This window comes from Lactivibrio alcoholicus (assembly GCF_055390895.1).
Window position 1 is genome coordinate 2,794,157 of record NZ_AP042471.1, and the last position, 22,953, is coordinate 2,817,109.

Annotated in this window: 23 protein-coding genes and 2 pseudogenes; 19 read left to right on the forward strand and 6 right to left on the reverse strand. The window is 58.2% G+C overall.

The genetic code is table 11. From position 1 onward, the window contains the following. Positions 1 to 12 precede the first annotated feature (12 nt). The 6 genes from ACZ5IU_RS12770 (at position 13) to ACZ5IU_RS12795 (ending at position 7,350) form a co-directional block, all read left to right on the forward strand. The gene (locus ACZ5IU_RS12770) at positions 13 to 1,224 is read left to right on the forward strand and encodes a tyrosine-type recombinase/integrase (RefSeq protein WP_464417917.1); all 1,212 of its coding nucleotides are present in this window, start codon (positions 13 to 15) and stop codon (positions 1,222 to 1,224) included. Continuing rightward, on the forward strand, positions 1,224 to 1,550 hold the full coding sequence (locus tag ACZ5IU_RS12775; RefSeq protein ID WP_464417919.1) for a hypothetical protein: 327 nt from the start codon (positions 1,224 to 1,226) through the stop codon (positions 1,548 to 1,550). Before ACZ5IU_RS12770 ends, ACZ5IU_RS12775 begins: the two co-directional genes overlap by 1 nt. Beyond that, on the forward strand, positions 1,547 to 2,560 hold the full coding sequence (locus ACZ5IU_RS12780) for a hypothetical protein (RefSeq protein ID WP_464417921.1): 1,014 nt from the start codon (positions 1,547 to 1,549) through the stop codon (positions 2,558 to 2,560). Before ACZ5IU_RS12775 ends, ACZ5IU_RS12780 begins: the two co-directional genes overlap by 4 nt. 1,200 nt (positions 2,561 to 3,760) lie before the next feature. Beyond that, entirely contained in the window at positions 3,761 to 5,008 is a 1,248-nt protein-coding gene (locus ACZ5IU_RS12785; RefSeq protein ID WP_464417923.1) for an MBL fold metallo-hydrolase, read from the forward strand. 464 nt (positions 5,009 to 5,472) lie between these two features. After that, complete coding sequence (locus tag ACZ5IU_RS12790) at positions 5,473 to 6,207, forward strand: hypothetical protein (RefSeq protein WP_464417925.1); 735 nt, start codon at positions 5,473 to 5,475, stop codon at positions 6,205 to 6,207. A 495-nt stretch (positions 6,208 to 6,702) separates the two neighbouring features. Next, positions 6,703 to 7,350, forward strand: a complete 648-nt coding sequence (locus ACZ5IU_RS12795) for a hypothetical protein (RefSeq protein ID WP_464417927.1) — start codon at positions 6,703 to 6,705, stop codon at positions 7,348 to 7,350. A 49-nt stretch (positions 7,351 to 7,399) separates the two neighbouring features. On the opposite strand, the gene ACZ5IU_RS12800 is transcribed toward ACZ5IU_RS12795, so the two are convergent. Together ACZ5IU_RS12800 and ACZ5IU_RS12805 are read right to left on the reverse strand one after the other, a co-directional pair. Continuing rightward, a complete protein-coding gene (locus ACZ5IU_RS12800; protein WP_464417929.1) occupies positions 7,400 to 7,558 on the reverse strand; it encodes a hypothetical protein in 159 nt (52 codons plus the stop codon). A 277-nt stretch (positions 7,559 to 7,835) separates the two neighbouring features. Then, on the reverse strand, positions 7,836 to 8,084 hold the full coding sequence (locus ACZ5IU_RS12805) for a hypothetical protein (RefSeq protein WP_464417931.1): 249 nt from the start codon (positions 8,082 to 8,084) through the stop codon (positions 7,836 to 7,838). A 160-nt stretch (positions 8,085 to 8,244) separates the two neighbouring features. Here ACZ5IU_RS12805 and ACZ5IU_RS12810 point away from each other — a divergent pair, with 160 nt between their 5' ends. The 8 genes and pseudogenes from ACZ5IU_RS12810 to ACZ5IU_RS12845 all read left to right on the forward strand — a co-directional run bounded on the left by ACZ5IU_RS12810 (position 8,245) and on the right by ACZ5IU_RS12845 (position 15,813). Then, complete coding sequence (locus ACZ5IU_RS12810; protein ID WP_464417933.1) at positions 8,245 to 8,883, forward strand: ankyrin repeat domain-containing protein; 639 nt, start codon at positions 8,245 to 8,247, stop codon at positions 8,881 to 8,883. A gap of 6 nt (positions 8,884 to 8,889) precedes the next feature. After that, a complete protein-coding gene (locus ACZ5IU_RS12815; protein WP_464417935.1) occupies positions 8,890 to 9,405 on the forward strand; it encodes a hypothetical protein in 516 nt (171 codons plus the stop codon). An 85-nt stretch (positions 9,406 to 9,490) separates the two neighbouring features. After that, entirely contained in the window at positions 9,491 to 9,670 is a 180-nt protein-coding gene (locus ACZ5IU_RS12820; protein WP_464417937.1) for a hypothetical protein, read from the forward strand. 131 nt (positions 9,671 to 9,801) lie between these two features. Then, positions 9,802 to 11,502: an ankyrin repeat domain-containing protein gene (locus ACZ5IU_RS12825; RefSeq protein WP_464417939.1), complete on the forward strand. Its 1,701-nt coding sequence runs from the start codon at positions 9,802 to 9,804 to the stop codon at positions 11,500 to 11,502. A gap of 6 nt (positions 11,503 to 11,508) precedes the next feature. Next, positions 11,509 to 12,225, forward strand: coding sequence for a hypothetical protein (locus ACZ5IU_RS12830; RefSeq protein WP_464417941.1), 717 nt, complete (start codon positions 11,509 to 11,511; stop codon positions 12,223 to 12,225). A 637-nt stretch (positions 12,226 to 12,862) separates the two neighbouring features. Then, positions 12,863 to 13,462 (forward strand): annotated as a pseudogene (locus tag ACZ5IU_RS12835) (tetratricopeptide repeat protein); the annotation flags it as partial. 1,091 nt (positions 13,463 to 14,553) lie between these two features. Continuing rightward, positions 14,554 to 14,694 (forward strand): annotated as a pseudogene (locus ACZ5IU_RS12840) (tetratricopeptide repeat protein); the annotation flags it as partial. A 135-nt stretch (positions 14,695 to 14,829) separates the two neighbouring features. Then, positions 14,830 to 15,813, forward strand: a complete 984-nt coding sequence (locus tag ACZ5IU_RS12845) for a hypothetical protein (protein ID WP_464421987.1) — start codon at positions 14,830 to 14,832, stop codon at positions 15,811 to 15,813. 129 nt (positions 15,814 to 15,942) lie between these two features. On the opposite strand, the gene ACZ5IU_RS12850 is transcribed toward ACZ5IU_RS12845, so the two are convergent. Next, positions 15,943 to 16,602, reverse strand: a complete 660-nt coding sequence (locus ACZ5IU_RS12850) for a metallophosphoesterase (RefSeq protein ID WP_464417943.1) — start codon at positions 16,600 to 16,602, stop codon at positions 15,943 to 15,945. Between the two features lie 171 nt (positions 16,603 to 16,773). Here ACZ5IU_RS12850 and ACZ5IU_RS12855 point away from each other — a divergent pair, with 171 nt between their 5' ends. From ACZ5IU_RS12855 to ACZ5IU_RS12865, 3 genes are all read left to right on the forward strand, one after another. Continuing rightward, positions 16,774 to 17,106, forward strand: a complete 333-nt coding sequence (locus tag ACZ5IU_RS12855; RefSeq protein ID WP_464417945.1) for a type II toxin-antitoxin system RelE/ParE family toxin — start codon at positions 16,774 to 16,776, stop codon at positions 17,104 to 17,106. Then, positions 17,103 to 17,405, forward strand: a complete 303-nt coding sequence (locus tag ACZ5IU_RS12860; protein WP_464417947.1) for a helix-turn-helix domain-containing protein — start codon at positions 17,103 to 17,105, stop codon at positions 17,403 to 17,405. Before ACZ5IU_RS12855 ends, ACZ5IU_RS12860 begins: the two co-directional genes overlap by 4 nt. A 155-nt stretch (positions 17,406 to 17,560) precedes the next feature. After that, the gene (locus ACZ5IU_RS12865; protein WP_464417949.1) at positions 17,561 to 17,887 is read left to right on the forward strand and encodes a hypothetical protein; all 327 of its coding nucleotides are present in this window, start codon (positions 17,561 to 17,563) and stop codon (positions 17,885 to 17,887) included. Between the two features lie 57 nt (positions 17,888 to 17,944). Here the strand turns inward: ACZ5IU_RS12865 and ACZ5IU_RS12870 are convergent, their stop codons facing one another. From ACZ5IU_RS12870 to ACZ5IU_RS12880, 3 genes are all read right to left on the reverse strand, one after another. Beyond that, positions 17,945 to 18,760, reverse strand: coding sequence for a hypothetical protein (locus ACZ5IU_RS12870; protein ID WP_464417951.1), 816 nt, complete (start codon positions 18,758 to 18,760; stop codon positions 17,945 to 17,947). A gap of 80 nt (positions 18,761 to 18,840) precedes the next feature. Continuing rightward, complete coding sequence (locus tag ACZ5IU_RS12875; RefSeq protein WP_464417953.1) at positions 18,841 to 19,596, reverse strand: metallophosphoesterase; 756 nt, start codon at positions 19,594 to 19,596, stop codon at positions 18,841 to 18,843. 7 nt (positions 19,597 to 19,603) lie between these two features. Continuing rightward, positions 19,604 to 20,275 carry a metallophosphoesterase gene (locus tag ACZ5IU_RS12880; protein ID WP_464417955.1) on the reverse strand — a complete coding sequence of 224 codons (672 nt, stop codon included), beginning with the start codon at positions 20,273 to 20,275 and terminating at the stop codon, positions 19,604 to 19,606. Between the two features lie 182 nt (positions 20,276 to 20,457). Between ACZ5IU_RS12880 and ACZ5IU_RS12885 the strand changes: the two genes are divergently transcribed. Together ACZ5IU_RS12885 and ACZ5IU_RS12890 are read left to right on the forward strand one after the other, a co-directional pair. Further along, positions 20,458 to 21,753: a HipA domain-containing protein gene (locus ACZ5IU_RS12885; RefSeq protein ID WP_464417957.1), complete on the forward strand. Its 1,296-nt coding sequence runs from the start codon at positions 20,458 to 20,460 to the stop codon at positions 21,751 to 21,753. After that, positions 21,741 to 22,928 (forward strand): HipA domain-containing protein, encoded by a 1,188-nt coding sequence (locus ACZ5IU_RS12890; RefSeq protein ID WP_464417959.1) that lies wholly within the window; start codon positions 21,741 to 21,743, stop codon positions 22,926 to 22,928. The genes ACZ5IU_RS12885 and ACZ5IU_RS12890 overlap by 13 nt, the downstream gene beginning before the upstream one ends. Positions 22,929 to 22,953 lie beyond the last annotated feature (25 nt).

A 22,953-nucleotide genomic window follows, 5' to 3' on the forward strand; every position in this document is an offset into this window, starting at 1 on the left:
AGACGTGGTCACATGACCATGATGTCGATGGAGTATCCGGCGGGAGTAGCGGGGAAGTTGCAGCGAAAAAGGGCGAAGAACACCGTGCGCGGTTCTCTCGATTGCATGGCGACGGTCGGAGCGCCGGAGAAGGCGTCATTTGAACCGGGAAACGCCCTGACGGAGTTTCTCAGGTTGCGGCTTGCGCAGGGGCGAGGCGAACGGACGCTGAAAGATTACGCGAAGCACGTCCGTCAGTTTTTCCGGGAGCATCCGGAAGCCGTGGACGAGAAGAAACTGTGTGACGCGGTGATCGAGTACATGTCCGAGAGAATCGCCCCTGCGACGTACAACCTTCGCCTCTCGAACCTGAAGAACTTTTTCGAGTACTGCCGGGAAAGGGGTCTTCTCGAAACGAACCCGATGGACCTCTTCTCGAAGAAGAAGGACGCCGGCCGATTCTCGAGGATTACGGACGAGGCCGTTCTGGATCTTCTCGACCGCCCCGACAGAGGCACATTCGTCGGGAAACGCGATTACGCGCTAATGATGCTCTCGATCGACACGGGAATCCGACCGAGCGAAGCGCTCCATCTGATGCGCGACGATATCGACCTGAACGGACGGACCGTCACCATCCGTGCCGACGTTTCGAAGACGCGGGAACAGCGGATTCTGTTCCTCAGCCCGGAGGCTGCGCGCACGCTCGAAGAGCTGATTCAACAGAGGAAACGGTCGTGGAGGAGGAACGTTCCCCTGTTTCCGACATTCGACGGAAGACCGCTTTCCGAGCGCGAATGGGCGGATCGAATCGCGGAATATCGCGTGATGTCCGACAACCCCATCCGTCCCTACGATCTGCGGCACTACTTCAGCCAGGCGTATCTCAGGAACGGAGGAGACGTCTTTGCCCTCAAGGACATTCTCGGCCACAAGACGCTCCAGATGACGCAGCGGTACATCTCGCTCAACGGAGAGGATCTCCGGACCGACCACGTCAAGGCGAGCCCCGTCCAAAAGCTTTTCGGCGGAAGCCCGAAACCGCGCGGGCGCGACATCAGAAAACCGGGGAACGAGAGCGTCCTTCCCGGGAGAAAGACTAGAGCGCCGCGCACGGCCGAAGGCGGAGACGAAACGATGGAAACGCTTGCCGAGCTGTTCCGGTCGGATCCCGCGACGGTCATCCGGTTCGTCTCGAGGATGAACGACGTCATGTCGGAGTTATCGCAGGGAGGACGTTCGTGATGAAACGGGAAAACGTCAGGTTCGTCATTCAGGGAACGCTTCGGGAGGCGCTGGCGGAGGCGAAACAGCGCGTCGCGGAACTCGAGAAACGGGCCCGGGAGGAAAACGCACGGGTGCGGACGCGGGGACTCATCCTCATGGGCGCGGTCCTGATCGAACACGTCGAAGAAGAAAAACGCGAGGCGCTTTACGAACGCCTGATCGACCTCGACGCCGTCGTCCGCAATCCGAAGAGCTCCCCGGAAGAGAGAGACGAAGCGAAACGTCAGTCGAGAGAAATCATCGCGAAGATCGCGTCCGGAAACGCCGCGGAGCGGCAGGCGTGAAGCCGATGTGGAAGCCCTACATCCGCTTCAGCTCCTTCGCGTCGGGCGTCGACGCGGTCGCGAAGGCCGGCGCGCACGTCCGGTATCTCACGCGGGAAAAAGAATGCCTTCTCTGGGACATGACGTCCTTCGGCAGACACGTCTTCCGGAGAGAGGACGCAAAGAAGCGCTGGGTCGCCGTGGGACGAATGGAGACGGGAGGAGCGCCGCTTGACACGAAGGCGGGGCGCTCCCGCAGCGACGGGTGCATCCAGGTCCGGCTCTTTCTTCCGCTCCCGAACGACATCCTTGACGGAATGACGGACGACGAAAAGCGGCGTTCCATCGGGAACCTCGTGGAGGGATTCTCGCTCGACTCGACGGACGTCCTCTGGTCGCTTCACCGGGGACTCCCGAAGGAAACCACAGGAGGCGCGACTTCCTCTCGCGAGAAGAACCTCCATCTTCATATCTGCTACCGCCCGAGAGGCGAAAAGGGACTCAAACACAGGATTTCGATCAGGAGAAGCGTCGTGCGTCTTCGCGAAACACTCGCCCTCTGGCTCGAGCGACACGGGTGCGAGATTGACCGGAACGCGCTCGACCATCCGGGGCCGAGACGCCACATCTCGGCAGGAAAGATCGCCATCGCGGAACGGGGCGAAACGCTCGCGTCGGCGGAGGAACAGCTTCAGGCCGATCTCACGATGGCGAAGAGGGACGTATCGATGATCTTTCGCGAAGAGGCGAGGCGGATCGTTCTAGAACACCTCGAAGCCCTGACGACCGTAGAAAAGCGTGCGTCCCTTCAGGAAGTCCTGGACTCGAGAGGCTGGAAGCTCTCGAAAAAGCGGCGAGGGAAACGAACGACCTGGGTTCTCGAGGACGACGCGGGAAAGGAATATGCGCTCCGGCGGATCCTCGGTGCGAAGGAGGCGGATGTCGATCGAATGATGACCGCGCTCGGCAAAATTGAAAAAACCGGAGACACGCAACGCTCCGGACGAATACTCGAAGACATCCCGCGGTAAAAGAATACGAGCCGGACGAGAAGCGTGCGTCCGGCTCCCCTTTTCGAAGAGCCCGCTTCATTTCGCGGATCGATCGCATCGGCTCCCTTCGTCCGCCCGGCCGTTCGATCCTTTCGTGCCCCCTCCGCCATACCAAAGCTTCGATCCCGCGTTCCGAACGAGTGAAACTCCACGGGATTTTCCGTCCTTGTCCCGCAAGGCTCAAGGGTGCGTTGCCTGACGGCAACACTCCCTTTCGGCAGGGGGCTTCGCCCCCTTGCATCCCCCGGAAAGGACGCCGCTCTTTCTCGCGTCGCTCCACTGGAACGTCGTATCATGTCGTTCGGGAATGGTATTCTTTGGAGAAGAAAGAAAACGTAAACTTGCGAAATTCAATCTTTTCTCCTGTTTGTAATCGCGACATCCCTTTGTCGCCTGTATGAATGGAATGTCAAAAAAGTGGTGAGAAAAATGCACGTCGAGAAAACGATCAACCCTGCAAACTTTGCCGGAGTTCAGATTTTGCCCGGGAACCCGTTGTGACGGTTTGGACGGTTCAAAAGGATCTTGTCTCACTGGACGAGAGTCGGGAACCCGTCGGGTGCGATACGACCCCGGAAGGCGTATTTCCTGTTGAGAGAAGAGAGCTTTTGTGGGACGAGAGTTCATGAACGGAGAGATACGATGAAGAAAGGAGAATCGCACGGGGCGCCCGCGCGAAATACGGCGCGTGTTCGGAGCCGAAGGGGAGATTCGATTTTCGGAAACACGATCTGCCGGAGAGCAGCGCCACGCTGCCGGCCGACATACAATCCCTCAGGATCGTACGGGATTTCGGGCCCCTGAGCAGTCGCATGCTGCAACTCCGGCAATGCCCCGCGTGCGGCGCATATTTTCTGTACTGGAGCGACTTCGGATACCGGACCTGCGGAACCGTAGACGATGCGTTCCAGACGCGTCAGAGTGAGGAAGCTCTCAAGCGGCCCCTTTCAACCCTGACGTCGCCGAAGGAGATCGGTCCGGGGCTTCCGGACGAATGATCCGGAAGGGAAACGCGACAATAAACGAAGTAGTCGCATATTCGACCGGGAAGGAAAATCCGGGGCCGCACAAACGCATTGACGGAATGACTCAGGGGGAGAAGCTTCTCGAACATTTCTATCCTGGGAATCCGGAAACAACGCAACGGATTCTTGCATCGGTAAAGGAAGGGGAATCTGTGTGGAAATAACAATCCATCGTGGGACACAGGAGATCGGCGGCAGTTGCGTGCAGATTTTCTCGGAAGGACGTTCGATATTGATCGATGCCGGATCGCCCCTCGGAGAAACCCGGAGCGAAGTCAATCTTTCGGATATCAATTGTGACGCGGTCTTGATTAGTCACCCGCATCAGGACCATTACGGCCTGATCGAGAACCTTGATCCGGCCATGCCGGTCTACATAGGCGAAATCGCCGGTAAGATGATTGCCGCAGCCAGAGTCTTCACGGGCCGAAAGTCGCTCAACAACACCTTTACGTATTTCAAGGCGTGGACGCCTTTCGAGATTTCCCCGTTCCGTATCACTCCGTATCTGATGGATCATTCATCCGTCGATTCCTTCGGTTTCCTGATCGAAGCCGATGGGAAAAAAGTCTTCTACAGCGGAGATTTCCGAGCGCATGGCAGCAAGGAAAAAGCATTCGAGGCCTTTCTCGCCAGGCCGCCTCGGAATGTCGATTTGCTCCTGATGGAAGGCACGATGATGGGGCGTGAAAATGAGGCGTACAAGCGGGAAAAAAACATAGAAGAAGAGATGCTGAAGGTTTTGATCAATGAGACCGGGCCTGCGTTTCTGGTCTGCTCCGGGCAGCATGTGGATCGTTTGTGCGCCGCCTATAGAGCGTGCCGAAGGTCCGGGCGGATCTTTGTGGTCGATATCTACACGGCCTGGATACTGCAAATTCTATCGGAACACTTTGACACGACCCCTCACTTCCGCATGGAGGACATCCGTGTTTTGGCACATGGAGCGACCGCCAGGAGCCACTATCTGTCAATCAAGGGCGACTCGGATTTCGACGACTTCTTACGGGAGATCTACAAGCGAGACAACGTCATTACGGAGGCTCGGATCGGGGAATCTCCAAGGCGCTATTTCGTCAAAAACAGTCGCGTCGATCTTCTGCTGAAAGCGCTTAATCCTCCACAGTGCAGCCTCATATATTCGCAATGGAGCGGATACCTTGAAGAGAAATACAACCCTCAGAGCTGGAAACTGACGAACCTCAGGGACGACCCGAGGGTTGCGTTCCATGAGATTCACACCGGCGGACACGCCTTCAGGCCGGACCTGAAGCGTTATGCCGACGCCATGAACCCGAAACTCCTTGTACCGATACATACGGAAAAGAAAGATGCCTATGCGAAATACTTCAAGCCCATCCAGGTCAAGCCCGTTGCCGACGGTGAGATCTTTCGGGTCTGAAGGATGTGGTCAACGAAAATGACACTTCTCCTTTGCAAATGATAGAAAATGCCGTCGAAGACGGAAGGCGAACGGCCGTCGAGTCGATAATCGCCGTTGCGTGATGCGTCAAGATTTCGATATTGAGAGAAGTGATGTGCTGCCTCTGTCACGGAGATGAAGGAGTGCGTGCGACAGCAATATAGGTGTTTGCTGAGCTTTCATATCAGCTTACGGACGAGATGTTCTTGGCTGTTGCGGAAACATACAATTTAAAGGTAAAATAATTAGTAAATTTATTACCGAGTTCCTGGAGCGCTACGGGCATGGGAGAATGATAGCAAATAATGCCTATGAGCACTCTTGTCCAAATGCATTTGGTGATTTTTTGTTGGTGTTATATATAATTTTAGTAAAAATACTCCTCTCGGACTATCTTCTTCTGCTTTTTAAGAGACCGAATAATCCATGAAGGGGATAACAAGATGCCGATCATAGATCTGATCAAGGAAACCTGCGAGGATCTGATCAACTTGCACCGGAAGGATCCCACCCGTGCGAAGTTTTTATTCCCCTCCGGTATGCTCAGTGAGCAAGAAGCTCGCCGTTGTTTTGCCGCATCTGTCGAGAGAGGGACAGAATATCGTTACATGGCAGAGACGCCGGACAAAGAGCCGTGCAACTTTTCGGACACAGGTATGACAGATACTCAAACGAATTTGAGCCTTTGGAGTTTAGATGGCGAAGATGAATTAAGTAAAATCATATTTAGAACCGATAATCCTGGCGAAGAAAAAATAGATAGTGATATATATGAGTTGCTGAGCCAGAAATTGAAATACGAATATGGCCCTTCATTTATAATATTTCTCGCCAGGAGAGAAATGATTCAAAAAAAGAAGATCCCCGAAGCAGTATGGTTCCACCTTCTCTTGAATGAGGATTCGGGAACATTCCGAACATTGGCCCAGAAGTTCACGGTTGCTTTGGACAAGCATTCCGAAACTTGTCTGAAAGATGATACCACCTGGAAAAAGAACATTCTCTTCGCCGTATGCTCTGTTGAGAACGGCGTCGGGATGGCCGGAGAACTTTCGCTTCCCGCCGCCAATGTCGCCGACATCAAGAACTTTTTCGACGATGGAGCCACCTTTCTGCTTGATCCCGACATGAGAACAAAGGGGAATTGGCAGGTTCTTGTGCGTGACCGGGAACTGTAGAGGCGATTCCTGTTTGGCGTCTGCGAAGTCAGCGCCGCTATGCCCCGAACCTCTTCGGCCCCGTGATGGCGACGGTCGGATCGTCGAGCGTGGCGAGGATGTCGCCGATCGCCGCGGGGTGGTAGTCCCACACGTCGACGCCGGCGTTGATCACAGACCCGAGTGATTTTTTGCAAATTAGAAACGGCCGGAAGAGGGGGCATGCGACAGCAATACAGGTGTTTGCTGAGCTTTCATATCAGTTTACGGGCGAGATGTTCTTGGCGGTTGCCGAGACAATACAATTTCAAGGTAAAATAATTAGTAAATCTATTGCCGAGTTCTTGGAGCGCTACAGGCATGGAAGAATGATAGCAAAAATGCCTATGAGTACTTTTGTTCAAAACATATTTGGTGTTTCTGTTGGCGTTTTATATGGATTCAAAATATAAGCTTATCGGACTATTTTTTCGACTTTTTTAAGAGACTGAATGAATCCATGAAGGGGGTAACAAAATGCCGATCCGAGATCTGATCAAGGAAACCTGCGAAGATCTGATCAACCTGTACCACGGGCATCCCGCCCGTACGAAGTTTTGTTTCCCTTCCAGTAGGCTCAGTGAGCAAGAAGCGCGCTTTTGTTTTGCCGCGTCTGTAGAGAGAGGGAAAGTATATCGTTACGCGGTAGAGACGCCGACTCGATATAAATATAGGTTTAAGGGTAAAGGCAGTAGAAGAGCCCAAACAGACTTAAGTCTTTGGAGTTTAGATTGCAAAAATCAACTAATAAATATAGAGTTCAAGGCTAATAATCCTAGTTATAATAACATCGATAAAGACATCCAGAAGTTGCTGAAAGAAACTCCCGAAGCAGTATGGTTCCACCTTCTCTTGAATGCGAATGCGGGTACATTCCCAACATTGGCCCAGAAGTTCACGGTTGCCGTGGACAAGCATTCCAAAATTTGTCTGAAGGTTGATCCCACCTGGAAGAAGAAAATTCTCTTCGTGGTATGCTCTGTTGTGAAGGGTGTTGGGATGGCCGGGGAGCTTTCGCTTCTCGCCAATGTCACCGACATCAAGGTTTTTTTCGACGATGGAGCCACCTTGCTGCTCAATCCCCACCTGAGAACAAAGGGAAATTGGCAGGTTCTTGTGCCCTGACAGGGAACCGTAGGGGGATTCCTGGTTCGCGTCTGCGAAGTCAGCGTCGCTACGCCCCGAACTCCTTCGGCCCCGGGATGGCGACGGTCGGATCGTCGAGCGTCGCTAAGATATCGCCGATCGCCGCCGGGCGGTAGTCCCACACGTCGACGCCGGCGTTGACCACGGGCCCGAGCTTGCGGAAGACTCCGTGAACGTGTCCGCACACCTTCTTCTCTTCCGGGGTCTCCCGACGGGGAAGTGTAATTGTCGTCAGCCGGCCGGGTGTTTCATGCGGCGCGGAGGGAATGGCCTCCGCGCCCTTTTTTGCTCTTCCATTTCGATCAGACCGGTCGTGGCATTGATGACCTCAAGTCTCGAATCGATCATATCAGCCAAATTCTGCCACTTTCGGAATTTACCCCGTTTTGTCCGTTCGTCGTAAAGAACCTCCACCTTCGGAGTCGTGCCGTTGAAATTTGGAGCATTCCGCAGACGATTCTGGGCTACGTGTCGTTCAGAGCACTGTTGGTGGCCAGCATCCTGTCGGCAAGTTTTCTCTTGATCAAAAGCAGGTCGGAGATGCTGTACACCCGCTTGTGAAGTTCAACGGTCACCTTCAGATTCGTGAACCCGATCGAACGTTTGATCCTGAGGTACTCCGCACACAGATCGTTGTTCGACTGGATAAGAGACGCCACCTCTTTCGCCTGGTCTTCCTTCGTAAAGTATTGCGCCGTCCGGCAACCGTTCACGTCGTCGCCCCGAGCGCTGAAAAAAGTTTTTAGCCGTTTTCGGGGAAGGCCCGGTCGGTTGGAACGGAATCCCGGCCCCATAACACGTAAGTGGTCGCCATGAGCGTCTATCATGGCTGTGTTGTCGATGTACGAGGCAGTACGAAAGGGGGATGATCTCATGACGAATTCAAAAGGCCGGAATACGCATGAAGAATTCATGAGCCGGGAAACGACGCACGTTTCCTTGGAAGCCAAGGTGATTATCCCGCTCTCCGAGCTCAAAAGCATGCCGGTGTGGCAAGCCGTAGGGGTCTGCGAAGATCCGGAGACGTTGAAAAAGCTGCTGGAGTCGGGAGTGGATATTGAAGCGCGCGACCACAACGGGCGAACGCTCCTGATTGTAGCCGCGGAACAGAATCCCAACCACGAGATAGTGCGGCTTCTTCTCGACGCGGGAGCGGACGTTGCCTTCAGAACGAAATTCGGCGTCACGGCGCTCGGACAGGCCGCCCGGTGCAACCCGAATCCGAAGGTGTTGAACGTCCTGATCGGCGCGGGCGCCGAAATAGATTCACGGGGTTTCCAGGGCCAGACTCCGCTGATGCTTGCGGCCTACCGCATCACGAATGCGGAGTCGATGCGGCTGCTGATCGACGCCGGGGCCCGCATCGAAGAGAAAGACCTGGGAGCGGACGATGACGGCGCGGTATTGGAACAAAAGCTCGCCGACCTGGAGGAGATCGCCTTCCGGCCCCAATGCGCATCCCCCGCGAACGGCGGAAGCGCACCATGCGGGAACACGAAAGAAGGAGGATGATGCTTCATGGATGAATACGAACTCGACGACGATGGGCTTGGCGATGAGATGAATCGGTTCAATTTGCTTTATGGCGCTTTGCACGGTCTCATGGCTTTGGTGCTGAACCACAGTATCGCCGCGCTGCTTTCATCGAATCAACCGCGTTTGGCGCAAAAAGCTCAATATCTACAAGCAAATTGGGTGTTCTTTGCCGGCTGCGCTCTCCTCTTCGGAGTCGCGTATCTGTTGTTTTATAACATCTCGTTTAATTTCTACTCTTTTTTAGGCGACGTCACAAGTTTTCGATACAGAACAGTTGTCGCCATGCTGGGCGTCGTCGTGGCATGTCTTTTTGAAAAGTTAGTTGGCAGAGCGCTCTTCGGCGCGAGTGAACACAAGCTGCTCTTGTTCGTTGCATTCTTTCTCACGGATCGTGTCCTGATGATACCCGTACTCAGCGAAGCGTTGCTCTGGGTCGCGGAACACATCTTTGCGATAGCGATCGTCATAGCGATTCTCTTTTTCTTCTTCAAAATGTAGCTGCAAACCCCCGTAAGCGGTCGCACACATTGTGTATAGTCGACGGTGGATGGAACATTCAGATGAATCGACAGGAGGAGAGAGCATGGCGATAAGCACGGCGGTACAAAAAGGGAGCACAGTGTACGTGTATGACGAAAGAAACGCTCAGATCTGCGCCAGATCGGGAACCTTGACGGGGTATACCTCGACGACGTTCAGCGTCAAGCAGGGGAATACCGTCTACACTTTCAACGAAAAGGGCGGAATGATTTCCGCACGCTAGTACGATGCGGAGAGCTACGGCTCGGGGGTATCCAATGAAGAGCATCCGGTGGATTGACCTCGGGGCGTTGTACGGGCGAACGGCCTGAGGAACCGGAACGTTTTTATGAACTCCGGAGGGGAGGCGGCGTCATGAGCGAACGAAACACGCTGGAGCGCATAAAGGCCTTTCACACGCTGTGCACAACCGCCTCTCCCGAGGAGATCGCGGAGGCGCTAAGGAACGGAGCCTCTCCGGACGCCCGCGACGAGGACAGAATGACCGCGCTCATGTGGGCGGCGCGGAGGAACCCGGATCCTGAGGCTGTGCGTACGCTGTTCGCCGCCGGAGCCGAACTGGAGGCCCGCGACGAAAGCGGGCTGACGCCGCTGATGTGGGCCGCCCGAAACAACGCGCGCCCCGAGGTTGTCTCCGCGCTGCTCGCCGCCGGAGCCGATATTGACGCCCGGAACCTCGCCGGGGAGACGGCGCTGATCGTCGCGGCGGAACACACGACGAACCCCGAAGTCCTTCGGACGCTGCTTGCGGCGGGCGCGGAGATCGAAGCCCGAGATTTCCGGGGCTCGACCGCCCTGATGAAGGCCGCGCAATCCAACGACAACACCGGGACGACGCGCGCGCTTCTGGACGCCGGGGCGAATGTCGACGGCAGGGACGACACCGGGTGGACGGCGCTGATGCGCTGTGTTTCGACCTGCTCCGTGAACAGCTCCGATACGGGACTTGTGGGAATGCTCCTCGCGGCGGGCGCCGACGTCGATGCGCGAAACAACCGGGGCCGTACCGTTCTTATGGAGGCGCTGGAGGACGGACTGAACGCCGGAGTCGTCGAAATGCTCCTGAAGTCCGGCGCCGACATCCACGCGAGGGACGAAGACGGGCGAACGCCCCTTCTGTGCGCGACCCGCGTTCTGGACGAGGACGTTCTGCAGCTCCTCCTTGCCGCAGGAGCGGACGCCGCCGCACGCGACAAGAAGGGAAACACCGCGCTGCTGCAAGGAGCGTCGCGCCTGACTGCGGAGACGTTCCGGATGCTCCTGGATGCGGGAGCGGAAGTGGGAGTGGAAAACAGATACGGCCGTACGCCTCTGATGAATGCGGCAACCAACGTCGTGGCCGCCCGGCTGTTGATCGAAGCCGGAGCGGATGTCGGATCGCGGGACGTGCAAGGCTGCACGCCGTTGATCTACGCCGCGACCGGGGCGCGGTCTGCCGACTCGTTGAAAGCCCTCCTCGAAGCGGGGGCGGGGGTGGACGCCCGCGACGAGAACGGCATGACGGCGCTCATGCGCGCCGCCGCGATGAACGAACAGCTCTGCGTTGTCGAATGTCTTCTGGAAGCCGGAAGCGACGTACACGCCCGTGACAAGAACGGCAAAACGGCGTTGATCCATGCCGCCGAGTTGAACAGGAACACGGGAGTGCTCCGCGCGCTTCTCGCCGCCGGAGCCGATATCGACGCCGGGACGGAAACGGATGCGACCGCGCTGATGTACGCGGCGGCCCGCCGAAGGAACTCCGATCCCGCCGCCGTCCGCATCCTGCTCGAAGCGGGCGCCGACCCGAATGCCTCCGAAACCTACCACAGGACGGCGCTGCACTATGCGGTTCGCCATACCTCCTCCCCCGAGGTGATCCGGCTGCTGCTGGAGGCGGGGATCTTCGTGAACCAGGTCGACTCCTTCGGAGAGACGGCGCTCCATGCGGCGCTCGCGGCGCTCGCGCGGCGCAACGACGCGGAGGCGATCGTGCGCATGATAGCGGAAGCGGGCGGAGAAACGGTTTTTCCGGTCGAACGGAAACACTTCTATTCGAACTCTGAGAGGAGATGAATGCCCATGCTCACATTCGGCGCGCACCCCAAGGGCGGACTGGTGTTCACGGGAAACGGCATTCACGTAAGCTCTCCAACGCCTCAGGAGACGGTGGAGAAAAAAGAGCGTGACAAAGAGCTGTTCATAGCCAACTACCAACTTTTTTGGGAGAACAGGGAGCGCATCTTCGCCACACCCGAACTGTACGACGCCAAACTCTCCTTCCCCGCGCTCTCCTGCGCCTATTTCGGCGGAGGCCCCCTCTCCCTCGGCATCCTGCTGGAACTGTGGGACGCCGGCTACTGGACCGCGCCCTGCCCCGAATGCGGCGGAACCTGCCGCGTGACCTACTGGTGCGGTAGTCCGCTGAGCGGCATGAACTACTGGTGGGGCTTCTGCCTCGACTGCGGCGTCAGAATAAACAAGAATATCTACAGAAGATCAGACGAGGTAAATGACGACAGGGGATTCAGCAACGAGTCGCACAGGGCGTTGGATCTGATTAAAAAGCACAGCAAACCCATCATCGTGAAAGACCCTCCCGTACCCTCCGACTTCAGCACCTGGTCGAAAAAGGTCAGTGAGCGGTACGAAAGCGGCGCCGTCGTCCCCGTCGAGGAACCGGAAAATGAAATCATCCCCGTCGACGACACGAAGTCGCTGGAAGAAGTGATCGAACTGCTTGCGTGCGGCGCCGCGGACTCCGCATGTTCATCGGCTATTGCGCCTCCGTGGAGATAGACGGCGAACTCCTCGGGGATTGTCTTCGCGCTCAGAAACTGCGCCGAAAAACTGCGACGCGGGGCGTCGTGACGGACGCCCCGCGCTCTTTGAACGGTTTTACAAAGAAAGCGCCATATCGCGCAGCATCCCTGAACGAACTTGTGAGTGAAACGGGCAAAAGGTAAAATTCGCATGGCGATCGCAAGCGCAGTACAGCAAATGTTTTCGCACGCCTGCTCTGCTGATGAAGGGGGAAAACGACGTGACGGACTACCCGGCTTTTCCGGACAGAAGCGGCGTACTGGAAGGAGATGGGCTTTCCCCCTCCCATCCTCCGGCTCTCAGCGAGCGACTGAAGGAGGAAGTTTGCTCTCTCCCCTTCGAGCAGCTTTTTTCGGCCTGCGTGAACCGACTTCTCGCCATCTCCGAACAACGCATGGAGATGAAACGGAGTGGCGAAGCAAGATACGTCCGACCGGAGGCAGCCACGAAGGAGCTGGACGCTCTGGCCATGCGCTGGATGGAACGCGCGAACTCCTCGTTGCGCAAAGAACCGCGGATTGACGCCGGCGAAGCGGCGGGCATCCAGGAGAGCCTCGCCCTGCTTCATCTGAAGAGGGGGCTCGACATCCGCGCCCGACTCGCGAACCCGAACATGCTGCGGGTGCTGACGATCCGCAAGAGTCTGCCCCCGCATCTTCGAGCGGGCGGAACCGAAACGTCGTCGCATCTGTCCGTCACGGACGAAATTCTTGAAAGCCTCGACACGGCCGCGGAATACGCTCGCCGGGCTTTGCGGAGTTCCGAGAAACACCTCGGGAATGACTGCCCGGAGACCGAAGGCATACGGAAGACGCTGACGAAGATACGCGAAATATGCGACGAAGGAGAAGCGGTCCTCGACGCCGCCCGAAGACTTCTGAAGCTCTCCGGGGTGCGCACGGAGTCCGTGACGGATCTCCCTCCGGAAAGGCTCGACGCGCTCTCGCACCTCCATCTGCTCCTCGGAGAGGGCGAAGCGGCGGCGGCGCTCCAGGAGGAAGCGCTGAAGCGCCGGGAGAGAGTATTCGGCGTATTTCACCCCGAAACAGTGGCCGCCCAGAGGTCACTCGCACTCTTCCGCTACGCCCTCGGCGACGTCTCCGGAGCCCGGAAGCTCGCTCTGCGGGCTCTCACGGTGCTCGAGAAATCGCTCGGCCCTGATCATCCGTCGACCTTTGACGCCTTCGGCGAGGTGCTCTCGCTCTCCGAGGAGCGCGGCGACGCGGCGGCGGCCGACGCGCTCTATCGCCGGGGCGTGGAAATACGAAAGGAGTCGTTCGCCTCCCTTGCGGACGCCGCCTTCAGCCTTTATGAACTCGCCGAATTCCACGACAAGAGAGCGAACGCTTCCGGCAGTTCCTCCAAATGTTCGAGAGAGATCCGCGAGGAGGCGCTTCTCCTTTTCAACAGATGGGTCGCCGTCCGGGAAAACGAAATCGCAAACGCCCCCGTTGAAAGCGAAGAGCGCGTCGCATTCGCGAAACGCATGGAGCGCTTCGCCGAACGCTGCGCCCCCTTCGCGTCGAGCGACACGCTCAACATTCTTTTCGAAAAGGCTCGTGCGCAGAGAGAGAAAGCACTCGGCGTAGACAGGACTGCCGTTGCTTCGCTCCTGGAGAATTTCGCCGCGAAGCACTACAGGGAGGCGAAAGACCGGGAGAGAGCGTTCGCCATGTTCGAACGGGCGATGGAACTTCGCGAAGAGAGCGGAATCTTCGACGGAAGGCCCTTCGCCGACTACCTCGACGTGTTCGCAAAAGATCACTGGGCGGACGAGAATCGCCGAGCCGAGGCCTTCGAGCTGCGCAGGCGGGCAATGAGCCTTCGCGAACGGACCCCCCGAATACTGAAAGACAGCCTCATTTTGACGTACGAAAGGTTCGCCGACAGCTTCTATAGGTACCCGGAATTCCGCGCAGAAGCTCTTTCTTTCTATAAACGCGCTGTAAGCCTCCGTGAAGAGATGCTTTCGGCGAACCACCGTCTTTCTTCGATGATTGGGGAGACGCTTCAGCAGAAGAGAGAGCAGCTCGAAGCAATGCTCCTCGACTTCTACTGCGAGGAAAAGATCTTCGATCGTGTTCCCACCAAGGAAGAGTACGTCGCCGTCAAACGAAAGAGAGAGTGCTCCCTGCACAGACCGATAGAGGACTTCGCCGAGGTTCTCCCCTTCTACGAACGAGTGTGCGCTATCACGGAGGCGCTATTCGCGCCCGGCCATTCCGAAATCATCGATGCGATGAGCAGGCTGACGCGCTTTCTCGGCAGATACGCGGCCTATCTCGTCTCCAGGCGCGACGCGAAATGGACAAAGCACTCCCTCTGCTGGAACGCGTCCTCTCGCTCCGCGAACGAACGCACGGACGGGAACACCCAAAGACCGTCAACGCAATGGGCGCGCTCGGACTGCTTCACAGAAGCGCAGGCGTCCGCGAAAGAGGAGACGAACTGCTTGCCTGCGCTCTTGCGATGAATGAGCGACTCTTCGGAGCGGATCACCCGAAGACGGAATACCTCCGCCGCTGCCTTGAGGGAGGCGCGGAAACCTCCCCCTCCGGACGGCCGCGAAGATCCAAGAGAATGACATCCCGCTCAGGAATGAAGGAAGAAAAGGATGCGCACGTCGCGCCGTCTCCGGTTCCCGCGACAGCCAGCGGGCAGCACGCCGCAACGCCAGAAAGCGTCCCCCTTAAACCTTGCTCGATCTTCCGACGCGAAGAGGGGGCGACAGCCGTCAAAAGAGAGCGAATCCGCGGCATAATCGAGGACAATTTCTTCTGCGGCGGCGAACGCTCTCCCTCGCATTTTCTCTTCGAACGCCATTTTCCGGAAGAACCGAATCCCGCCCAGGACGAGGACTCGCTCATCTGGAACGGCCTCCTCCCCGGAGTTCTGGACACCACTCTTTTCTACCCCTGCTGCGGAAACGACCTGTACGACCCGATTCGCATCTTCTCTCCGTGGGTCGTGGACTTCCTCTTCGTCGACCGGGGGTACTTCAGGCCGGGCGACCAGGACACAAGATTTTACGGCTTCGACCGCCCCGCATGGAGCCTGCCTCATCTGCTCGCGGACGACATCGACTACAGACTCCTGAAAACCGAGATAGACGGCCCTCCAGTCGAAGACAGTAGCGTCCGCCACTCGGAGTCCTCGATCTGCATCCTGAAGGAAACCTACCTGCACATCCCGACGCGCAGAAGAATCAGCGTCCGCCGCTGCCGCGGAGACGGCCTCGTCGTCTTCCGCAGAGAGTTTGGCAGAGAGAACCGCTCGCTCGGCGTCTTCTTCTACCGGGGCGACAGCGAAGGAGAGGGCGGAAGCGGCATCTGGTGGCTCGGCTCGAAAATCTTCGGCGAAATCTGCCGGACCTTCGTCGACGGCGCTCTCATACTGACCGACGGCTCGCAGCAGAGAGGGCGGGAGTACAGCTTCTTCTGTCCGTGGCGACGCAAACACTCCGCCCCCCTGCGCTCCTACAGCGACGATGCGGGGAGAGAGTTCACCCGGTTCGACTTCCCGGAGAGCGTTGTTCCTTCATTCTGGCAAGTGCGGGGAGTGTAGAACAAGCGGACGTTTTTTCCTTGTAGAAGTGTTCGCGGTGATTCCGGCGTACATGGTTGACGGCGCCGGACAGGGTTCCGCCGGGTTCGGAGCATGTGCACGTAGTTGGCGTCTGCGAAGTCAGCGTGGCTATACCCCGAACCCCTTCGGCCCAGGGATGACGACGGTCGGATCGTCGAGCGTGGCGAGGATGTCGCCGATCGCCGCCGGGCGGTAGTCCCACACGTCGACTCCGGCGTTGACCACGGGCCCGAGCTTTCGGAAGACTCCGTGAACGTGTCCGCAGAGCCATTCGCCTCCGATACGTGGCGCGTCGATCTCGAGAACGACGCGGATCATGTCGTAGCCGCTCGGCAGATCGTCGGCGTCCGGGACGATGCCGGAGTAGATCGTCATGGGGGAGTGGACGCACCCGATCTCGCGGCCGCCCCGGCGGACGGAGAATGACGCATCCTTCGGAACGACGCGGTCGAAGACGCGTTCGTACCGCTCCGTCGGAAGACGGTCGTGGTTTCCAAGCAGCAGAATCTTCGTATCGCCGTGAAGTTGCCTCGTGATCTTCCGGAGCTCGTCCTCGTCGTCACGTTCCCCCCAGAGGTAGTCTCCCAGGAAGATGACGGTCGCGCCGCGCACGGGAACGGTTTCGTTGTGCCGTTCGATCAGGGCGCGCCGCAGCTCCGCAGTGTCTGCGAACGGGCGATTCTCGTACGCGAGCATGTTCCTGTGTCCGAAGTGGTGATCGGCGGCGAAATACGTCGCATCGCCGATATCGAGAACGGTGTTGTTCATGGGGCCTCCTTTTCGCAGTCGGTGATGAAGCGGCGCTGGATCGCTTTCTCCGTTTCTTCGAGAAAGAGCATTGTGAGACCGACTGGGGTGTTGGGTCTAGGAAATAATAGCACTCAGTGCTATTATTATTCCATGAGCCGAATCTTCAGCACGAAGAGCTTTTCGCATTGGATGCGCAAGAATGACATTGTGGATGCCTCGTTGGTCAAAGCGGTTGGAGAAATGGAAGCCGGCCTGATTGACGCTGAGCTTGGCGGCTCTCTCTACAAGAAACGAATCTCTCTTTCTGGAATGGGGAAACGGGGAGGCGCACGGACCATTATAGCAACTCTTTTTAAGGAGAAATGGTTTTTTCTCTACGGATTCAACAAAAACGAAAAAGCAAGTATATCCGCCAAAGAAAAAAGGACGCTGACAAAATTGGCGGAGCAGTTTTTGAGATACTCAGATGAGGAACTAAATAAAGTGATTCAGAAAAATATAATCAGGGAGGTGATACCATGAGCCGGATTCTTTCGGAAGTGCATGAAACCGCTCGGGATTTGCACGACATCGGACTCCTGTCGGATGATGACATGCACGAATTCGATGCCTTGTGTCTCCCCAGGATCCCGACCTATTCTGCGGAAAACATCAAGGCGCTCAGGTGTCGAACGAAGCTGAAGCAGACGGATCTCGCATCCCTCCTGAACGTCAGTGTCTCCACTTTGCAGAAATGGGAGACAGGAGCGAAAAAGCCTGTCGGGGCAGCTCGAAAGCTGCTCCATATCCTAGAAACAAAGGGACTCGTCGCGCTTCTGTAAGAAAACAGCCCCCGTGTTTTGAGGGGCTGTTTTCTTACGTCAACGTCCTTTCGCAGCTTCGCCGTCGGATCAACGGATCACTCGGTCGAGAAGAGCGTCAGGGAAATTCGGAACAGAAACGCGCTGCTCGACAAGGCGCTGACAGGAGTTGCACAATGACCGTCGAACATCGCGAATACGAACACGTCGTCAGGAACATCGTACGGGGGCGTCCCTACGACAAGCCGTTGCTCACCGGGGATGTCGTCAGGCTTTTTGTCAAACGGCGCCCGGAAATTCCGGTGGAACGGGCGAGAAAAATCGTCTACTGGGCGCTTGGGCGGCTCGTCAGGGACGATGTTGTACGACGATGCGCCAGAGGCGTGTACATCCGGACGAAACGGTACAGACTGGGAGACATGATCGATAAAACCGTCGGAATGACGCGCAGGGAAGCCATGTTCCGGTCTCGCGCACGCACCGGGCGACGAGGTCGCTCGTGAAGATCGCCTCTTCGGAGGGAGACGTTTCGATCATCTCCCGTATGCGCGGCGCGAACTTCACCGGTCGGGAGAGTCCGGAACGAAGGGAAGATCGACGCTTTCCATCCATTCCACATTCTCCTCGTATTTATTCTTGCGCTCTTTCCAGAAGTCCCATGTCTCCAGCATCTCTTCGGTTGAGCGGGGCTCTCTGTTTGGAGGAGTCGCCATCCGGAGGATTTTCCGGTATTCCACGTAATCGCAGAGGAGATCGAAGATTTCGATCGTATAGCAGGTTTCCCGCCGTTTGCCCTCGATGCGGCTGACGAACTGAACGCCCTTGAGCCGGTCGCTCCAGTACGTTTCGGACTCCTCCGAGATTGCTTTCAGGATGTGCCTGATCCGGGAGTCGTCGAGCCCGAAGACAGGCGCAATATCGCGGATCTCGAACGTAGCGAATTCAGCCTTGTCCTGGGGTCCGGAGAAGAATTTCCGGTCGTTCTTGAGAATGAGGAGTTCCATCCTGTTCTGCATCTTGGGGTCGGTAGACCGTTCTCTTCGGTCAAGGTGCTCGTTGCAGTACTCGACGGCGTTTTCGAGGAATTTCAGCGCTTCCTCCGTCGTCGGCGCCTCCGCCCGGGGCGCGAGTTTCCAGTACTCCTCGGCGGCGGCCCTGAGGATGCCCATCGTGAGAGGATCCACATCGAGAACGCCGGAAAAGGGGTCGTTTGTGTAGCTGACGTTGCACACCTGCGCGTATGCCTCCGCGAGGCTTTTCATGGCGCGCCTCTTGTGGTTGCAGCCGGCATGAATCTCGCGCAGCTCCGCCCTTCGCTCCGGTGTGAGGGCGAAGGGGTTCGGCGTCTCGTTGTGAGCGGCGTTTCCCGGTTTCATACGAAGACCTCCTATTTTAAATTATATTTTATAATTTAAAGATAAGGTAGTATGTTATACAGTCGTTCGAGATAATGTATTCATATATCTCCCATCGATGTCGGCGGACGCGCTTGCGTCTCCCGGGAGAACAGCGGCGGGATTTCGCAGAACCGCACCGGGCGCCCGTCCCACACGTCGACGCCGACATTGACGAACGGACCGATGCGCCGCCAGAGCCGATGGACGTGTCCGCTTACATACCGCCCCGGAATTTCCGCGATAACGTCGCTTAGCGCCCCGTAATCTTCTGGACGGCCCCTATAGCGGTCGCCGGCGCATCCGGCCCGCTTCACATACGGGGCGACGACATCCCGGGGCGAGTGCAGGACCGTGAACGTGTCCCCATCGGCCTGAAGGACCGCGACGTCGCCGAACCCGAGGAAGCCTGCGGAGAGATATTCGTCTTCGCGGAACGTGTCATGGTTTCCGCGAACGAGATACTTCCTTCCGCGAAGCCGATCGAGACAGCGCCGCATCCGCTCCAGCCGGAACCGCACCGTTTCCGACGACGCCGAATCCCCCCTGCATCCCTTCCAGAAGAAGTCGCCCGCGAAAATGACGACGTCACCGGGCCGGACGATTTCGTTGTACCGCGTGACGAGAGATTCTTCCATCTCCTCGATCGTGGCGGACTTCCGGTTGGGGCAGTACCGGAGGATGTTCGCGTGCGAGAGATGCCAGTCCGCAGTCAGCACGAGGGACGAAAGGTCGAGATCCCTCGGGAGCGCAAGCTGTTTCCGCTTTTTCGCCAGGAGAGGCGAGTCGGGCGCGGTCGTCATATCCTTCAGTCGCACGGCGCGGTCAGACGTCGTCGTAGAAGAGCGAAAAATTCCGCTTCCGGACGAAGCCTCGCGGCCCGGGAATCACGGTCGCCGGATCGTCAAGGAGCGCCAGCGCCGCATCGAGCGGAACCGGGGCGAAGTCCCAGAGGTCCAGGCCGACGTTCACGATCGGGCCGAGCTTTCGGAACGTCCTGTGGACGTGGCCGCAGAACCACTCGCCGGAAAGCGCCGCGCCCTGTTCAAGCACCGCGGCGACGCGGCCGTATCCTTCGGGCATGTCCTCGAAGCCCGAAACGAGATGTCCGACGACCGGCTGCGGCGAATGAACGCACCGGACGATCCGGTCGCGCCGTTCGCCGCAGCGCAGCAGGATCTCCTTCGTCGCCACGGCGTCGAACCCGGCCTCGAGATAGAACGGCGCCGGGAAGCAGTCGTGGTTGCCCCGCAGCAACAGTTTGCGTCCGCGAAGCGGGGCGAGAAACTCCCGGACAATCCGCAGATGCTTCGGATCTTCGGCGACCCACCCCCAATACAGGTCTCCGAGAAAGAGCACGGTCGCATCGTCCCGCGTCACGGCGGCGTTGTGCCGTTCGATGAGACCGTTCCGCATTGCGTCGAGCGAAGGAAAGGGGCGGTCCTCGAAATCCGTCACGCCCTCGTGTCCGAGGTGGTGGTCGGCGCAGAGGAACACTCCCGCGCCGCACGGGATGTCGAGAATGTCCGTTACGGCCGAACCGGAATCCGCCTGCGTCGTGTCCCTCGCCTCCGATCTCTCCTGATGTTGCGCTCTCGTCTCCCGGGGCGGGGACGATCCTGCGTCTTTGACATATAAAATATCATATGTTATCGTTCAATGCAAAGGCGGTGATGAATATGTCCTCATGGATCTCCTCGCGCGACGAATGGCTTCGCGAGGGCGAACGCAACGACGGGCTTTCTCCGCTCCGGGAATCCGGCGACGTTCCCGTGTACTTCCGCGGGGCGTATGCGGGAACGCTCTCCCATGACGACCGGGGCGTCTTCCGTTTCGCGCCGTCGGAAGCGGGGCGGGCGTCGACATTAGGATGCCTTCCCGGGCTTTCCGGAGAGAGCGACCGGCTCTTCGGCGTTTTCAAGTCGCTCCTGTCGGAGAGGCGGCGGTACGACCGCCTGATCAGCCTGGTCGGGCGGGCCGACCCGCTGTGTCTCCTCACGTCGATCCGCGATCACCCGGCGCTATCGTTTGACGATGCGCTCGCGAAAGACGTCCCGGAACACTTCCCGGAAGTCCCTTTCGGCGACGTCGTCGCCGGAACGCTGTCGATTCCTGAAGATGTCCTCCGGAGCGTCGCATCCAGGCGGGCCCGGGACGTTTCGCTCTTTTCCGGAACGCAGGACAAGATCGTCGTCGTTGCGGGGCCGGATGTCATCCGATTGCCGGAAGAGGGGGAGCGGGGGAACGCGATCCTCAAGACGGCCCCTTCGTGGTCGCGCCATGCGTCGCTTCCGGAATTCGTCGCGAACGAGCATCTGTTCTGTTCGCTCGCCGCCCGGATCGGCCTCGACTGCGCGAAGAGCGTTCTCGTCGATACCGGACTGCCGGACATCGGAGACGGGCTTTTGTCGCGAAGGTTCGACGTCGCCGGAGATGAACCCGAACTCTTTGTCGAAGCGCCCGTGATATGCGGGACCGGCCTAGGAAGCGACAGCGAGAAGTACGATTTCCGGGCGGAAGAACTCGTCACGACAATTCATGAAGAAGATGCGGCTTCCCGGGGGAGTCTCGCGGAAGGGCTCTTCTTCTCGATGTGCATCGGCAACACGGACATGCACCTTCGGAACTTCTCGTTCGTCGTGTCCGGTTCCCCCGCCTACGGAATGAAACTCCGCCCCGCGCCGCTGTACGACGTGTCGAACCTCGCGGTCTACAATCTGCCCTACTTCGCGCTCTTGTTCGATACGGACGAAGGGGCGCGCCGACTCGCCGTTCAAGAACCGGAGGACGTTGAAACGCTCTGCGCCTTCGTCCGGCGATACGTGAGCGCGGAACGGATGCTCGACCTCCTTGCGCGAATCGACGACGCGCTTCCGGAGATGCTCCCCGTATCGCGCATCGACGCGTCCCTCGCGTCGAAGATCCTCAGCGACGTGACGGAACGAACCGCCACGGCGCGCCGATGGCTCGAATAGTCCGACGCCCGGAGGACGCGGCGCGGTACACGCTGCGGCTGTACGACGAGCCCCTTCTCGAATTCGTCCTCTCCCCGGAAGACCCCGCGAGGAGGAGAAACGGATGCGCCGTGAGCGATGCGATCGTGCTGTCCGAAAAGACGCACCTGTTCCCGTACGGCCTGACGGCGTCTTGCGAGGGGATCGAATCGTGGCTGCGCGACCGGATCATTCCGGAAAACAGATACCACGCCGACGAGATCCTGGAGTCTCTCGGGCTTCGCCGGTCCGACATGAAGGGAATCCTCGACGCCTCGAAGGGCGTGTCGCTCAACGACAGCTACCGGGTGTCGCGGTCGGACGAAACGGGATCATTCGCCGAATGCAACGCATATGAAAATCCGTTCGACGACGCCCTCGGCGCCGTCGCCCTCACGGGACGCGCCACGCCCTGCCGCCGCGCCTCCGTCACTCCGGAACTCACGACCGGAGGGATGCTTCCGAAGGCGTGGGGGATCGAAGGAACCGGCATTTACCTGTACAAGGGCGGAACTTCCGGCTTCGCCAACTCCGGGCTCGAACCGTACAGCGAGTATTTCGCCTCGCAGATAGCGCGGAAGATGGAGCTCGACGCCGTCGAATACGGCCTGACGTTCCGCGAAGGGCGCCTCGTGTCGCGGTGCGGACTCTTCACGGATATCGACACATCCTTCGTGTCCGCGGGCGTCGTCGTTCCGCAGGGCGGCATCCTCGCCTGCATCAGCTTTTTCGATAGTCTCGGAGCCCGCTTTTCGGAAGCGATCCGCAGCATGATCGTCTTCGACGCCCTTGTGTACCAGCAGGACCGGCACTTCGGCAACTTCGGCGTCCTCAGGGACAACCGCATCGGAAAAATCACCGCGCCGGCCCCCGTCTTCGATAACGGGGCGTCGCTCTTCTGCTACGCGATGGCCGACGAGATCGAAACCGGGGAAAAGCTCGAAAACTACGCGCAGACGCGCAGGCCGCCCTACAGGGAAACGTACTCCGAACTCTGCGCGATCTCTCTGAAGAAACTTCAGCGCAGGCAAGTGAAACGGCTCGTCGACTTCTCGTTTGAAAGGCATCCGGAATACGCCTTTCCCGAAGAGAGACTCCGGACGATCGAAAGGCATTTGCAGCGGCGCGTCGTGCGGTTTTTGAACAACGAATGGTGAACGGCGTCACCGCCCGGGAATTGTC

Coding starts and splice junctions, on each gene's coding strand:
- ACZ5IU_RS12860 (WP_464417947.1), top strand. CDS start 17,103: ATGAGCCGGATTCTTTCGGAAGTGCATGAAACCGCTCGGGATTTGCAC.
- ACZ5IU_RS12855 (WP_464417945.1), top strand. CDS start 16,774: ATGCGCAAGAATGACATTGTGGATGCCTCGTTGGTCAAAGCGGTTGGA.
- ACZ5IU_RS12815 (WP_464417935.1), top strand. CDS start 8,890: ATGGATGAATACGAACTCGACGACGATGGGCTTGGCGATGAGATGAAT.
- ACZ5IU_RS12890 (WP_464417959.1), top strand. CDS start 21,741: ATGGCTCGAATAGTCCGACGCCCGGAGGACGCGGCGCGGTACACGCTG.
- ACZ5IU_RS12810 (WP_464417933.1), top strand. CDS start 8,245: ATGACGAATTCAAAAGGCCGGAATACGCATGAAGAATTCATGAGCCGG.
- ACZ5IU_RS12820 (WP_464417937.1), top strand. CDS start 9,491: ATGGCGATAAGCACGGCGGTACAAAAAGGGAGCACAGTGTACGTGTAT.
- ACZ5IU_RS12770 (WP_464417917.1), top strand. CDS start 13: ATGACCATGATGTCGATGGAGTATCCGGCGGGAGTAGCGGGGAAGTTG.
- ACZ5IU_RS12830 (WP_464417941.1), top strand. CDS start 11,509: ATGCTCACATTCGGCGCGCACCCCAAGGGCGGACTGGTGTTCACGGGA.
- ACZ5IU_RS12870 (WP_464417951.1), bottom strand. CDS start 18,760: ATGAAACCGGGAAACGCCGCTCACAACGAGACGCCGAACCCCTTCGCC.
- ACZ5IU_RS12825 (WP_464417939.1), top strand. CDS start 9,802: ATGAGCGAACGAAACACGCTGGAGCGCATAAAGGCCTTTCACACGCTG.
- ACZ5IU_RS12885 (WP_464417957.1), top strand. CDS start 20,458: ATGTCCTCATGGATCTCCTCGCGCGACGAATGGCTTCGCGAGGGCGAA.
- ACZ5IU_RS12865 (WP_464417949.1), top strand. CDS start 17,561: ATGACCGTCGAACATCGCGAATACGAACACGTCGTCAGGAACATCGTA.
- ACZ5IU_RS12790 (WP_464417925.1), top strand. CDS start 5,473: ATGCCGATCATAGATCTGATCAAGGAAACCTGCGAGGATCTGATCAAC.
- ACZ5IU_RS12845 (WP_464421987.1), top strand. CDS start 14,830: ATGACATCCCGCTCAGGAATGAAGGAAGAAAAGGATGCGCACGTCGCG.
- ACZ5IU_RS12850 (WP_464417943.1), bottom strand. CDS start 16,602: ATGAACAACACCGTTCTCGATATCGGCGATGCGACGTATTTCGCCGCC.
- ACZ5IU_RS12775 (WP_464417919.1), top strand. CDS start 1,224: ATGAAACGGGAAAACGTCAGGTTCGTCATTCAGGGAACGCTTCGGGAG.
- ACZ5IU_RS12795 (WP_464417927.1), top strand. CDS start 6,703: ATGCCGATCCGAGATCTGATCAAGGAAACCTGCGAAGATCTGATCAAC.